We start from the raw sequence: 12678 nt of genomic DNA, 5'->3' as shown, positions 1-12678 counted from the left end.
CAAGGGCTCTCAGGACTCGCGCCGGCTCCAATCCACGTGGCGTGGGAAGAAGGGACAGGTCCGATGGGTGCCAGGACGCCGCAGGCCGCTGTGGAAGCGGTCGTGGTCCGCCACGGCGATTGGTGGGAGGTTTTCCTGCCCGAACTCGGGACGGGTACTGCAACCCGGGACGCCCACATGATCGACTCGTACGCGCGAAGGATCGCCGGGGCTGCACTGGGCATCCGGCCTTCGAGAATCTCGGTCGCCCTGCGATTCAAGAAGCAGGCTCCGGCGGCTCCTCCAGAACGTTGACCTGGACCCCGGAGCTGTCTCGGCGACAGAGGATACGCACCGTTCCTGGTCGCCGAGGAGATCCACGAGATCACGGGGCGCGAGCTCGACACCGCCCCGTCATTCCGGGACATCGACCGGGACCTGCTCGGGATCCTCGACGGGCACCTGCTCGGCGGCCACGGCGTCGCGTCGATGTCGAGCTGGTCCTGCGCGAATATGACCGGGCCGCGGTCTGTGGGCCGCGGTTCACCGGTCTTGTATGCACGATGGCCCTGGCTGGGGCCCTATTCCGCATGGGCGGGCGGATCAGCCTTTCGTCCGCGTTGCGCGAGGCCGGGATTCCCGCGCCCTGCGAGCGCGCGCACCGTGCGGTGCACAACGCCGAGCGAGCCCGCCTGCTCTGGATCGCCTTGGAGTCAGAGGCCGCATGAGATCTGGCGCACGCTGCTTGAGCGTAAAAGGCGGAAGGCCCATCAAGACCTGGGGGTTGGTCTCGACGGGCCCTCATCTTTCGCACCACTGATCGGGGGATCAGTGTGGGCAGCCCCCGACGTCGTGATTGACCAGCAGCGCACTGCGCTGGATCCCCTTGGCTATGGCCCGCTGGGCGTCCAGGGCAGCGCGGCTGAGGGCTCCGCCGACGACGATGGCTCCGGGGTTGAGGATGTTGCACTTGGATCAACGGCAAGATCCACCCGCGCGCTCAGACGCTGCGTCTGTGGGCTCTCAAGACGGGCGTCCCGGTCGAGTGGCTCGTCTACGGGACCGTTAACGGAAAAACCCCCTCACCGGGCGGCGAGGGGGTTTCTACAGAGCCTCCCAGCGGGATCGAACCGCTGACCTTCTCATTACGAGTGAGACGCTCTACCGTCTGAGCTAGGGAGGCAATCAGGCCGCTCGCCAAGGCGAACCACCGAGTGAATACTCTAGTGGAGCACGCCGCCCCGGGTCAAAACGGGACTCAGGCCGGCTTCGCCAGATAGTCGACAGTGCACGCGACCGCCGCCGAGAAAAGGCGCCACGATCGGTAGTGCGCCGAGTCCACATAGGCGCTCCCGCCGCGCCCCCGGAGACATGCGAGGGTGCTCTCGCGGCCACCTGGTCGCTTCGGATACACCACGATGTCCACCGATCCGACCGTGCCCACCATGCGGCGAGCGCCGTCCCCCTTCAGTGCCGCCCGCAGCTGCCTGCTGACCTGCAGTCTCTCCAGCGCCGATGTCCCCGTCACGACTTGCTCCCGATTGTGTTGCCGCTTGGCGGTGGCCGCCACCCCCAGCGTGGCGGCCACCTGCTTAGGAGAACAAGCACGGCTCGCCGTATGACGCGATTTCGGACGAGATTTTTTCTCGGACGCCGAATACGGAGTTCACCCGCCGTACGTGGCGAATTCAGGGATGAGTCGTGAGCGGATGGCATTCTCGGAACTCAGCCGTCGGGATGACTCGGCGCCCAAGAGAATCGGGGGAACCTGGCGTGACTGCGCAGAACCTGCCGCCCGCCTTCGCGAGCGGCATCCGCCTCGCCGTGCTGGATATGAACGGCACGACCGTCGTTGACGGAGGGGCGGCGGAGCGGGCGGTTGCGATAGCACTCCGCGAGGTGGGGGTCGCAGGGGAGCGGCTCGAGGCCGCGCTCGCGATGTCGCGGCGCAGCGCGGGACTCGACCGCGCCCAGGTTTTCGAACGGCTCTTTGCGGACGACGCCGACGCGGCCCGAGCAGCGTCGCGCGCCTTCGCCGTCGAGTACGACCGGATGATCGGCGAGGGCTGTCTCCGCGCAGTGCAAGGCGCGGAAGAGACGGTTCACGCGCTGCGCGAGCATGGGGTCCTCGTGGCCCTCGCGACCGGGTTCGGCCGGCATACCCAGAACAGCGTCCTCGAGGCCCTCGGGTGGATGGGCCTCGCCGACCTCTCGCTATGCCCCGAGGACGCCGGCCGGGGCCGGCCGTTTCCGGACATGATCCTCACGGCAGTCCTCGCGCTCGACGTCGAGGACGTCCGGACGGTCCTCGTCGCGGGGGACACCGCCGCGGACATCACGTCCGGACTCCGCGCGGGAGCGGGCGCCGCCGTCGGCGTGCTCACGGGGGCCCAAGGCGCAGGCGAGCTGCGCGCGGCGGGGGCGACCGCCGTCGTCCGCTCGGTCGCGGACCTCCCCGCGCTCCTGTGGGGCCGAGGCGCCGTCGCTGCAGGCTAGGCAGCCCGCCGGGTAAGCGCGAGGCTGGCGCCGCCGTGGGCTAGCGCCCGGCGGGGATCAGCAGCGTTTGCCGTCCTGTGGGAGCTTCCCGTCGACGAGGTAGCCGTCGAAGGCGTCGTCGATGCACGCCGATCCCCGTCCGTACGCCGTGTGCCCTTGGGCGTTCCACGTGAGCAGGGACGCGTTGCCGAGCTGTGAGCGCAGGGCCTGCGCCCACGGGTACGGGGTTGCGGGGTCGCCCGTCGTGCCCACGACGAGGATCGGGCTGCTGCCCGTGTAGCGGGCTGGCTTGGGGTCGGCGTCGACCGGCTTGTAGGGCCAGTCGCGGCACGTGACGCCGCCGTACGCGAAGAACTCTCCCAAGGTCGGGGCCGCCCTCTTGAGCTCGTCCGCCTCGGCCCGCATGCTCGCGGTGTCGGACGCCATGGAGTAGTCGAGGCAGTTGTACGCGAGGAAGGCGAACGAGCCATTCGACGAGTACGTGCCGTCCTGCACCCGGTCCGCCGCGAAGTCGGAAATGCGCATCATGCCCGAGCCGTCCCCGCGGAGCGCGGCTGCGAACGCCTGCGTGAGCGCCGGCCAGCTCTGGTCGGAGTACAGCGCGTACACGAGGCCGTTGATGAAGTCGGCGATCGGCAGGAGCCGGCCGTCGTTGTTGCGCAGGGGCTGATTCTGGACTGACTGGGCGAGCGACTGGACCTGGCCGATCGCATCGTCCTCACTCCCCTTGAACGGGCAGCCGGACTTCGCGAGGCACGAGCGCAGGTAGGCGTGCAGTTCGTCCTCGAAGGCTTTCGCCTGCCCGAGCGTGATCTCGCGGTTGTCGAGGCTCGGGTCGAGCGCGCCGTCGAGCGCGAAGCGCCCCACACGGTCCGGGAAGAGCCCGGCATAGACCGAGCCGAGCTGCGTCCCGTAGGAGAAGCCTGCGTAGTCGAGCTTCGAGCGCCCCGACGCGACGGCTCGCAGGATGTCCATGTCCTTGACGGAGCTGAGCGTGTCCGTGTGCGCGAGGATCGGCCCCGTGTTGGCCTTGCACGCGTCGATGACCTTGTCCTGCAGCGCGAACGCCTCCGCGAGGCCGGCGTCGGTCGATTCGTCCGGGCTCTCCTGACGGAGGGCGTCCTGCTTCGCCGCGTCGAGGCAGGTGACCGGGGCGGAACGCTTGACGCCGCGCGGGTCCCAGCCGATGAGGTTGTACGTGCCGCGGAGCTTCTCCGTGAACATCGTCGTTCCCGCGTCGCGGACGAGGTCGTACCCCGAGACCCCCGGCCCGCCGGGGTTGACGAACAAGTTGGACTTCGCCTTCGAATTCTTGAGCCGGATCACAGCAAGCTTGATCGTGTCGCCGTCGGGCTTCGCATAGTCGATCGGGACCATGACCTGCGTGCACTCGAACTGGGACCGGCCGCTCTCGGTTTCGCACGGCGACCACTGGATCTGCTGTTGGTAGAACCTCGCGAGCTCGGGCGGCGCACCGGCCGTCGCGGACGCCTCTGTGCTCGGGCCCGAGGTGGACGGCGGGGCGAGCAGCGGCAGACAGCCCGTGAGGGTGAGAGTGAGCGCGGCGAGGCACACGAGGACGACGACGAGGGTGCGCGGGCGGGCCGTGCCGGCGGCGGGCAGGGCGGGGCCCTGGCTCGGGGCGGGCGTCGTCACGGGGTTCTTCTCCTCAGATCAGGCTGACGGCCATGGCTTCGACCGCGAGGAGCGGAGCCACGTTGGATGTCGTGATGCGTTGTCTCGTTGTATTGATCGCGTCCATGCGCGCGAGGGTTACGTCTGCCGTCGACGAGGCCGCGAATTCCGCGATCTCGGCCGCGAGTTCGGCATTGACCGGCTCGACCGCGCCGCCGAGCTGGAGCACGAGCACGTCGCGGTAGAACGAGAGCAGATCCGTGAGCGTTCGGTCGAGCGAATCGGTCACGGACCGCTTGGCGCGCCGCTTCTGGTCCTCCTCGAGCTGCCGCAGCTGGGCGCGCAGCGTCGGGGGCAGCTTTTCGTCGGCGCCGACGCCGAGGCTCTCGAGGAGCCGTGCGCGCTCGCGCGCGTCGCGCTCCTCGTTCGAGCTCGCGGCCTCGTCCGTCGCGATCTTCACGAGCTGTTCCGCGAGGTTCACGGCCTGCGAGACGGTCGAGAGCGTGAGGGGAAGCCGCACGGTCGCGGTCCGCCGCTCGCGGGCCGCGGCGTCGTGCACGAGCCGCCGTGCGATGCCGATGTGGCTCTGGGCCGAGCGGGCGGCCTGCAGTGCGAGGGCCGGGTCGGCGCCGTCGCGCTCGACGAGCAGAGCCGCGACGTCCGCGGCGGGCGGGAGGCGCAGCCCCACGGGCCGGCAGCGCGAGCGGATCGTGACCAGGACGTCTGCGGGGGACGGCGCGCACAGCATCCAGATCGTGCGCGGCGTCGGTTCCTCGATGGCCTTGAGGAGCACATTCGTGGTGCGCTCGGCCATGCGGTCCGCGTCCTCGACGACGATGATCCGCCACCGCCCCGTGGACGGCCGGTCGCCCGACTTCGCGACGAGCTCGCGGGCCTCGTCGATCGTGATCGTGACCCTTTCCGTTCGCACGAACGTCACGTCGCCGTGCGACTCCGCGAGCACCGCGCGGCACCCGGCGCACACGCCACAGCCCCGCGCCGTGACGTCGTCGACCTCGCAGTTGAGCGCCGCCGCGAACGCCTTGGCCGCCGTCGAACGCCCCGACCCGGGCGGACCCGTGAAGAGCCACGCGTGGGTGAGGCCTTCGCCCGCCGCAGCCCGGCGGAGCTGCTCGACGACGGACGCCTGCCCCACGAGCTGGTCCCAGACCGTCATGGGCGCCCTCCCCGGGGGCCCGGCGCAGAACGCACGACGGCGGCCCTCGCCTCGAGCGCCCGGCCAACCGCGGCGAGGATCTCGCCTGCGAGGTCTGCTGAGTCGCGCCGCGCATCGAGCACGAGATAGGCGTCCGGCTGTGCCGCGGCCAGTTCGAGGAACGCGGTCCGGACGTCCCGGTGGAATGCGTCCGGCTCGGACTCGAGGCGGTCCTCGGCGGCGTCGCCGGCCGTGCGCCGCGCGCGTCCCTCGGCCTCGTCGACATCGAGCAGCACGGTCACATCGGGCCACAGCCCGTCCGTTGCCCACGCGTTGAGATCGCGGACGGCCTCGGCGCCAAGCCCGCGTCCGACGCCCTGATACACGATTGACGAGCCGATGTACCGGTCGGTCAGAACGACCTCGCCACGCCCGAGGGCCGGCCGGATCGCCTGGGCCACGTGCGCCGCCCGGGCTGCCGCGAAGATGAGGGCTTCCGTGCGCGGGTCGACTTCGCCGTGGCCGTGGTCGAGCACGAGGGAGCGGAGCTTCTCGCCGATCGGTGTCCCGCCGGGCTCGCGCGTGAGCAGCACGTCGTGGCCCGCGTCGCGGAGGGCCTCCGCGAGGAGCCTCGCCTGCGTCGACTTTCCGGCGCCGTCGCCGCCCTCGAACGCGACAAAGAGGCCTGGAAGAGGCAGGGCAGGGGAGCGCAGGGCAGGAGAAGCGAGTGCGGGCGTGGTGGGAGAAGCGAGTGCGGGCGTGGTGGGAGAAGCCGCGGAGTCCGAGGGCACCCACCAAGCCTACCGACTGCTCGCTCCAGGTGCGTGCCCAGGGCCTAGATGTGGAGGAGAAGTCGCGAGGGAGAACCAGCGGCGGTCCGCGCGAGAACTCGTCATACCCTAGGAGGCATGGCGGACGCGTACCCCCACCTGGACTCCGATGCCCTCGCGGCTCTTTCCCCCGAGACGCTCGCGGTGGCCGCGGGCCGCCCGGAACGCGGCCACGACACTCCGGTCAACCCGAGCGTCGTGTTCTCGTCGACGTTTGTGGGGCTCGGCTCGGTCGGCGAGGGCGCGCGGGGCTATGCGCGGTTCTCGAACCCCACGTGGGAGCCGTTCGAGGAGGCCGTCGCTCGACTTGAAGGCACCGACGTGCCCGCCCTCCTCTTCTCGTCGGGCATGGGTGCCATCGCCGGGGCCTTGAGCCTCGTGCCCGTCGGCGGCGTGCTCGTCGCGCCCGCGCACTCGTACTCGGGCACGCTCGGCCTCGCGCAGAGCAAGGGGGAGCGGGGCGAGCTCGAGCTGCGCTCCGTGGACATCGCGGACACCGAGGCGGTCGTCGCCGCGCTCGACGGCGCTGATCTCCTGTGGATCGAGAGCCCCACGAACCCCATGATGGAGGTCGCCGACGTCCCCGCGCTCGTCGCCGCGGCCCACGCCGTCGGGGCGCTCGTCGTCGTCGACAACACGTTCAGCACGCCGCTCGGCCAGCGACCGCTCAGCGTGGGCGCCGACGTCGTCGTGCATTCGGCCACGAAGTATCTCGCGGGGCATTCCGACGTCCTCCTCGGCCTCGCCGTCACCGCCGACGACGCGCTCCGCGCTCGCCTCCTCGCGCACCGCACGCTGCACGGCGCGATCGCCGGGCCGATGGAGGCTTGGCTCGGCCTCCGCGGGCTCCGCACCCTCGCGCTGCGGGTCGAGCGCTCGCAGGAGACGGCGGGCGAGCTAGCGCGTCGCCTCGAGGGCCACCCCGCGGTGCGCCGCACGCGCTACCCCGGACTTGTCTCGGACCCGGGGCACGAGCGCGCGGCGGCCCAGTTCGATGGCTTCGGCTCGATCATCAGCATCGAGCTGGACGACGCCGCCGCGGCTGACGCGCTCGTCGCCTCCCTTGCGCTGTGGCTCCCTGCGACCTCGCTCGGCGGCGTCGAGTCGACGATCGAGCGGCGTCGTCGCCACACCGCGGAACCGCTCACGGTGCCCGAGGGGCTCGTGCGGCTCAGTGTGGGCATCGAGAACGTCGACGACTTGTGGGCCGATCTTGCCCAGGGGCTCGACGCGCTCGACTGAGACCCCTTTTTCCGCCAAGCGCCCGGCGCTGAGTAGGCTGGGATGGTGAGCGGCCGCCTTCTGATCTTCTACACCGACTTCGGGATCTCCTTCCTCGTCTCGATCTTCTGCGCTGCGCTCACGCTCTGGGCCTTCATCGACTGCACCGTGCGGAAGCCGCGCGCGTTCGAGGCAGGCTCCAAGCGCACGAAGGGCTTCTGGCTCGGCATCACCGGCGCGGCCGCGTTCGTGGGCGTGATCTCCGCGCTGCCCGTGCCGAATCCGTTCTTCGGCATGAGCCTCTTCAACATCGCCGCCGCCACCGCTGCGGGCGTGTATCTCGCCGACGTGCGTCCGGCCGTCTCGTCACGCTGACGCGCCGCCCATGGTGCAGAAGGCGGCCCCCATCCGGGCCACCCGCGGCCGACCCGTGGGCAACGTCACCCGAGGCACCACGAACCCCAATCGCATGCGGCGCGTCGACCGCTGGATCACGGGGGCCCACGCGCGCCGCCTGAGGTCGTTCCCCGGCGCACCGCTCGCCGTCGACCTCGGCTACGGCGCGTCGCCCACGACCGCCCTCGAACTCTTCGATCGCCTCCGCGCCGTTCGCGAGGACTTTCGGCTCACGGGAGTCGAGATCGAGCCGACCCGTGTCGCCGCCGCGAAGCCGCTCGAGCGGGACGGCCTCGACTTCCGGCTCGGCGGTTTCGAGCTCTCCGTCGCCGAGCCGCCCGCGCTCGTCCGCGCCTTCAATGTCCTCCGGCAGTACGAAGAGGGCGACGTCGGCGCCATCTGGGAGCTCGTCTGCTCGCGGCTCGCGCCGGGTGGGCTCTTCGTCGAGGGCACATGCGACGAGATCGGGCGCCGCGCCGCGTGGGTGGCGCTCGACGCCGATGGCCCCCGCACGCTGTCAGTTGCCGTGCGCTTCGGTTCCTTCGAGCGGCCGTCCGACGTCGCCGAGCGGCTCCCGAAGGCGCTCATCCACCGGAACGTCCCCGGCGAGCCCGTGTACGACTTTCTTCAGGCGCTCGACGGCGCGTGGCTCGCCGCCGCGTCTCTCGCCCCGTTCGGCAACCGTCAGCGCTGGATCGCGATGGCCCGCGCCATGCGGGAGTCGGGGTGGCCCCTCGCCGACGGGCCCGCGCGCTGGCGGCTCGGCGAGCTCACGGTCGCGTGGGGCGCCGTGGCACCCCACCACTGAGGGCTATTTGCGGCCACCACGGAGCCCGTTGGGGCGCAGCCCGTCCACCACTGCGTCCTCGTCCGACTTGGCGGTTTCCAAGTCGAGCCCACCACTGAGGCGTGGTCCGCCTTACGCGATTCAGTGTTGACCGGAATCCGAATGCCGGGAAAAGTCGGATCACCGCGACACATGCGGTCGCGGCATCCATCAGGGGGACTGGATCCTTTGCACGGTTGGACTTGTCCCCTTTGCATCTACGGGAGTGGGGACAACATGAAGGCAAAGAAGGTGATGGCCGGCCTCGCCTTGACCGGCCTCCTGACGACGACAGGCGCGGCGGCCGCAAATGCGTGGACGCAGTACCCCAACGAGGGCGGCACGTGGAACTACGGGTACAACGGGGGGATCTACTCGGATTACCTCGTCGATCGGTGCCATGGGTCGACCGTCGTGAATGACTGGGGCACCCAGCGCACCGCCGAAACTTGGCCTGGGAGATGGTCGAATGCGTGGCATACTGCCACCATTTGGACCAATAACCGCTGGTACTACTGGGTCTGCGGGTAGTCTGCGCTGACAAATCTCGCTTTTGGCGCGCGGTCCCGCGCGCCAAAAGCGAGCCCGCATTTCCAGCACTCCTCCAAGGGGCCCACTTCACCATGCTCAAAGCTCTCGTCAGGATCACCTCCTTCGGTATCGTCATCTTCCTGTCCCTGCTCGCCGGGATCGTGATCACGACCGAAGAGAGCGCGTTTCCGTGGCGCTCCGACTACACGGCCAGCCTCGACTTCACACACAGCAAGATTTCGAAGGATCAGGTCGTCGCGGAACTCGGCTCGCTCGCGGACCGGACAGGTCTGCGGATCGCCAAGGTCGTGGCGGATCCCAGCGACTTCTTCAACTCGCGCTCGCTTTACGTCTTCGGGAGCAGCGGCCCGTCAGAACCGCAGGACATTGATTGGTTCAAGCCGGGTATGCACGGCGAACTTCGTTCGGCGCGTGATCTCGGTGCGGCCTCCCTCAACGGTCCCTACGTTTACTCGGGCGCCCGAGAGGCGGTCGCGGAACTTGTGTTGTGGGTCGATGCCCATGGGATCGACCGAAATGTCATGCCCAAGAAGGCAAGCGACATCCTTGTCCAGTCCCTCGTGGGGACCGGCGCGTGGCTGGCCTTTCTCACATGCGTGATCCTCGCCGGGACGATGGTTGTCACGTGGTACGTATTGCGGGCGAAGGCTCGGGCGCTTAAGGTCCTCAACGGCGCGCCGACGCCGAGGATTGTCCTTGAGGACCTGCTCTCGGTGGTTTCCTCGTTCGCGGGACCTGCGCTCGTCGGAGTCGTGGTCGCTGTCGTCGCCGTCGCCCTCCAGGGCAAGGCGTCCCATCTCGCGGAGTTCCTCTCCGTGCTGGGGCTCCTACTAGCAGCCACCGTCGCCGGGATGCTCGCATGCGCGCTCGTGATCGGGGCCATGACGTGGCCGAGTGTCGACGGAATCGCCTCGCGTGAGCCGCCCGAGCGGCATTTCCGCGCCTCGAGCGAGGTGTTGAAGGCGGCCACGCTCGTGCTGGTCGCCGTCATGCTCCCCGTGGTGGGGGCGTCCATCGCCGAGGCCACGAATCTCTCGAACCAGAACGCGAAATGGCACGTGCTCAAGGACAACGTGGCGCTGCGGCTGTCGGGTAGTGGCGGAACGCCGGAGGAGTTCTCCCGCACATACGACGGACCCCTTCGTGACATGGTCGCCGCCGCCTCACATGCCGGAAAGCTCACATTCTCGTACGCCCTCGCTCCACGGAGTGGCAGCGATCCCTCACGGAGGAATCGCGCTGAGGTCGGGGAGTTTGACTGCATCGTTCTCGTCAACCCGGACTATCTCCAAAAGATCTCGCCGCTCATTGGGTCGAATGCCACAGATACCGATGCCCTTGGCTCGGCGGGAGAGAAGGTCGATTACGAGAGCCTTCCTGAAGAAGTTCGCGCGACCTGGGGCGACCAGTTCAGTTTGTGGAATCGTTCGGGGAGAAAACTGGGCGGTATAGGTGAGAACCTCACGTACTACCGCTATGCCGGCGCGGAGCCTTTCCCTGCAATGCCCCCGGGCCCCGGTGAAATGGCGTATTTCAGTAATCCGCTCATCGTCGTTGTCACCCGCCCGGCCGAGGCGCTCAAGGACAGCACTATCGGCGCGTTGCTCTCGTCAGGGAACCTTTCCTTCACCGATGCTGCTTGGGTCAGGGACTACCTCGAGTCGTCGCCCCTCGAACCTGCCGTCCTGTCGGTCGACCGGATCTCCGATGCCGCGCTCTACAACAGCCAGCTCCAGAACCAGTCCGCCGGTCTCAAGACCCTCTCGTTCGCCCTCGTACTGCTCGCACTCACTATGAGTATTGCGGTCTCGGCCATGATCTATGCCATCTCGCGCGCCAAACGCCTCTTCGCCCAGAGGGCGGCCGGCTGGCCTTGGCTGAAGTCACTCGCGAGCCGGATCGTGTGGGAGGCAGCGCTCGCTACGGCTCTCGGCATCGCCCTGTTCGCCGTGCTCGGCGGGGGAAGGAGGCCGGAAGTCCTCTGGACCCTGGCCGAGATACCTCTGTACCTCGCCATCTCGGTGGCCCTGCACCTGACGTCCGTCAAGAGCGTCTTCGCGAAGACGCTCGCCCGCAAAGCCTGAAGGGGAACACCATGGAAATCACCGCAGAGAATGTGACCGTCACGATCGACGGGCACGACGTCGTGACGCGGCGGAGCGTCGCCGCGAAGCCCGGCAGCACTCTCGCGCTCGTCGGTCCGAGCGGATCCGGCAAGACCACCTTGCTCAACGTGCTCGGCCTCCTCCGTCGTGTCGACGGCGGCAGAGTCCTCGTCGAAGGCCAAGACGCCACCCGCTGGGAGGACCGCCGTCGTCGTGGGTTCTGGCAGCGGCACGCGGCGTTCGTCTTCCAGGACTATGGGCTCATCGACGAGGAATCGATCGCCTACAACGTGGCGCTGTCGAGGCTGCCCCTCTTCGGCCTCCGGGCGGGCCACAAGACGGCCGTCGAGGAGGTCCTCGAACGGGTGGGGCTGGGCGGCCGGTCCTCGGACAAGGTTTCGACGCTGAGCGGCGGGGAGAAACAGCGCGTCGGCCTGGCCCGTGCAATGTTTCGCTCGGCGGACGTCATCTTCGCCGACGAGCCGACCGCCTCCCTCGACCTCGACAACCGGAACCTCGTCACGAGCTTCCTCGTGGGAGAAGCGGCCCGGGGAGCCGCCGTCGTCATTGCGACGCATGACGAGAGCCTCATGGCAGCATGTGACGAGCGCATGAGCTTGGATCAGCCCGCCCGATAGCATGTCTCCATGACTTACACGCTGATCCTGCTGCGCCACGGGCACAGCGACTGGAACGCCAAGAACCTCTTCACGGGCTGGGTTGACGTGGACCTCAATGACCAGGGCCGCGAAGAGGCTCGGCGCGGTGGCGAGCTGCTCGCCGCGAAGGGCCTGCTCCCGGACATCCTCTACACGTCCCGCCTCAAGCGTGCGATCAACACGGCGAACATCGCGCTCGCGGAGGCCGACCGCGGCTGGGTCGACGTCAAGCGCTCCTGGCGCCTCAACGAGCGCCACTACGGCGCCCTTCAGGGCAAGGACAAGGCCCAGACGCTCGCGGAGTTCGGCGAGGAGCAGTTCATGGAATGGCGTCGCTCCTACGACACCCCGCCGCCGGCGCTCGCGGACGATTCCGAGTTCTCCCAGGTCGGCGACCCGCGCTACGCGGACCTCGGCGACGACGTCCCCCGCACGGAGTGCCTCAAGGACGTCCTCATCCGTCTCCTCCCGTACTGGGAGTCGGACATCAAGGAAGACCTCAAGGCCGGCAAGACCGTCCTCGTCACGGCGCACGGCAACTCGCTGCGCGCCCTCGTGAAGCACCTCGACGGGATCAGCGACGAGGACATCGCGGCCCTCAACATCCCCACGGGCATCCCGCTCGTCTACGAGCTCGACGAGGACTTCCAGCCGACCAACCCGGGCGGCACGTACCTCGACCCTGAGGCTGCCGTGGCGTCGATCGAGGCCGTCAAGAACCAGGGCAAGAAGTAGCCTTCGCGCGAACCACGGCGGGGGGGGCCCCCCCCCCCGGGGGCCGCCCCCGCGGGGGGGGGGGGGGGTGGGGGGGGCGGGGGGGGGT

12 protein-coding genes and 1 tRNA gene are annotated in these 12678 nt (G+C 69.1%); 8 read left to right on the top strand and 5 right to left on the bottom strand.

Annotated features, from left to right (window positions below; translation table 11 throughout):
- Nucleotides 1–1089: 1089 nt before the first annotated feature.
- Both RBS12_RS16205 and RBS12_RS16200 read right to left on the bottom strand, forming a co-directional pair.
- A tRNA-Thr gene (locus tag RBS12_RS16205) sits at nucleotides 1090–1162 on the bottom strand.
- A gap of 75 nt (nucleotides 1163–1237) precedes the next feature.
- Complete coding sequence (locus RBS12_RS16200; protein WP_307967168.1) at nucleotides 1238–1507, bottom strand: hypothetical protein; 270 nt, start codon at nucleotides 1505–1507, stop codon at nucleotides 1238–1240.
- Between the two features lie 245 nt (nucleotides 1508–1752).
- Here RBS12_RS16200 and RBS12_RS16195 point away from each other — a divergent pair, with 245 nt between their 5' ends.
- Nucleotides 1753–2475: an HAD family hydrolase gene (locus RBS12_RS16195; RefSeq protein WP_307967167.1), complete on the top strand. Its 723-nt coding sequence runs from the start codon at nucleotides 1753–1755 to the stop codon at nucleotides 2473–2475.
- A gap of 57 nt (nucleotides 2476–2532) precedes the next feature.
- Here RBS12_RS16195 and RBS12_RS16190 read toward each other — a convergent pair whose 3' ends face one another.
- Genes RBS12_RS16190 through tmk form a run of 3 tightly spaced genes read right to left on the bottom strand, consistent with a single transcriptional unit; the run spans nucleotide 2533 to nucleotide 5964 of the window.
- Nucleotides 2533–4131, bottom strand: a complete 1599-nt coding sequence (locus RBS12_RS16190) for an alpha/beta hydrolase (protein ID WP_307967166.1) — start codon at nucleotides 4129–4131, stop codon at nucleotides 2533–2535.
- Between the two features lie 13 nt (nucleotides 4132–4144).
- Complete coding sequence (locus RBS12_RS16185; RefSeq protein WP_307967165.1) at nucleotides 4145–5287, bottom strand: DNA polymerase III subunit delta'; 1143 nt, start codon at nucleotides 5285–5287, stop codon at nucleotides 4145–4147.
- Nucleotides 5284–5964 (bottom strand): dTMP kinase, encoded by a 681-nt coding sequence (tmk, locus tag RBS12_RS16180; RefSeq protein WP_307967215.1) that lies wholly within the window; start codon nucleotides 5962–5964, stop codon nucleotides 5284–5286. Before tmk ends, RBS12_RS16185 begins: the two co-directional genes overlap by 4 nt.
- A gap of 210 nt (nucleotides 5965–6174) precedes the next feature.
- On the opposite strand from tmk, the gene RBS12_RS16175 reads away from it, so the two are divergent.
- From RBS12_RS16175 to RBS12_RS16145, 7 genes are all read left to right on the top strand, one after another.
- Nucleotides 6175–7338, top strand: a complete 1164-nt coding sequence (locus RBS12_RS16175) for a PLP-dependent aspartate aminotransferase family protein (protein WP_307967164.1) — start codon at nucleotides 6175–6177, stop codon at nucleotides 7336–7338.
- Between the two features lie 45 nt (nucleotides 7339–7383).
- Nucleotides 7384–7692, top strand: a complete 309-nt coding sequence (locus RBS12_RS16170; protein WP_307967163.1) for a DUF2516 family protein — start codon at nucleotides 7384–7386, stop codon at nucleotides 7690–7692.
- A 10-nt stretch (nucleotides 7693–7702) separates the two neighbouring features.
- A complete protein-coding gene (locus RBS12_RS16165; RefSeq protein WP_307967162.1) occupies nucleotides 7703–8521 on the top strand; it encodes a class I SAM-dependent methyltransferase in 819 nt (272 codons plus the stop codon).
- A gap of 255 nt (nucleotides 8522–8776) precedes the next feature.
- A complete protein-coding gene (locus RBS12_RS16160) occupies nucleotides 8777–9070 on the top strand; it encodes a lactococcin 972 family bacteriocin (protein ID WP_307967161.1) in 294 nt (97 codons plus the stop codon).
- A 92-nt stretch (nucleotides 9071–9162) separates the two neighbouring features.
- The gene (locus tag RBS12_RS16155; protein ID WP_307967160.1) at nucleotides 9163–11175 is read left to right on the top strand and encodes a hypothetical protein; all 2013 of its coding nucleotides are present in this window, start codon (nucleotides 9163–9165) and stop codon (nucleotides 11173–11175) included.
- 11 nt (nucleotides 11176–11186) lie between these two features.
- The gene (locus RBS12_RS16150) at nucleotides 11187–11834 is read left to right on the top strand and encodes an ATP-binding cassette domain-containing protein (protein WP_307967159.1); all 648 of its coding nucleotides are present in this window, start codon (nucleotides 11187–11189) and stop codon (nucleotides 11832–11834) included.
- 9 nt (nucleotides 11835–11843) lie between these two features.
- Entirely contained in the window at nucleotides 11844–12590 is a 747-nt protein-coding gene (locus RBS12_RS16145; RefSeq protein ID WP_307967158.1) for a phosphoglyceromutase, read from the top strand.
- The last annotated feature ends 88 nt before the right edge of the window (nucleotides 12591–12678 follow it).

The sequence above is a fragment of the Sinomonas sp. ASV322 genome, assembly GCF_030908245.1.
Classification (GTDB): domain Bacteria; phylum Actinomycetota; class Actinomycetes; order Actinomycetales; family Micrococcaceae; genus Sinomonas.
Note: the sequence above shows the minus strand (reverse complement) of the source record. Positions and strands in the feature narration are given on the sequence as shown.

Coding starts and splice junctions, on each gene's coding strand:
- RBS12_RS16175 (WP_307967164.1), top strand. CDS start 6,175: ATGGCGGACGCGTACCCCCACCTGGACTCCGATGCCCTCGCGGCTCTT.
- RBS12_RS16165 (WP_307967162.1), top strand. CDS start 7,703: ATGGTGCAGAAGGCGGCCCCCATCCGGGCCACCCGCGGCCGACCCGTG.
- RBS12_RS16145 (WP_307967158.1), top strand. CDS start 11,844: ATGACTTACACGCTGATCCTGCTGCGCCACGGGCACAGCGACTGGAAC.
- RBS12_RS16185 (WP_307967165.1), bottom strand. CDS start 5,287: ATGACGGTCTGGGACCAGCTCGTGGGGCAGGCGTCCGTCGTCGAGCAG.
- RBS12_RS16150 (WP_307967159.1), top strand. CDS start 11,187: ATGGAAATCACCGCAGAGAATGTGACCGTCACGATCGACGGGCACGAC.
- RBS12_RS16155 (WP_307967160.1), top strand. CDS start 9,163: ATGCTCAAAGCTCTCGTCAGGATCACCTCCTTCGGTATCGTCATCTTC.
- RBS12_RS16160 (WP_307967161.1), top strand. CDS start 8,777: ATGAAGGCAAAGAAGGTGATGGCCGGCCTCGCCTTGACCGGCCTCCTG.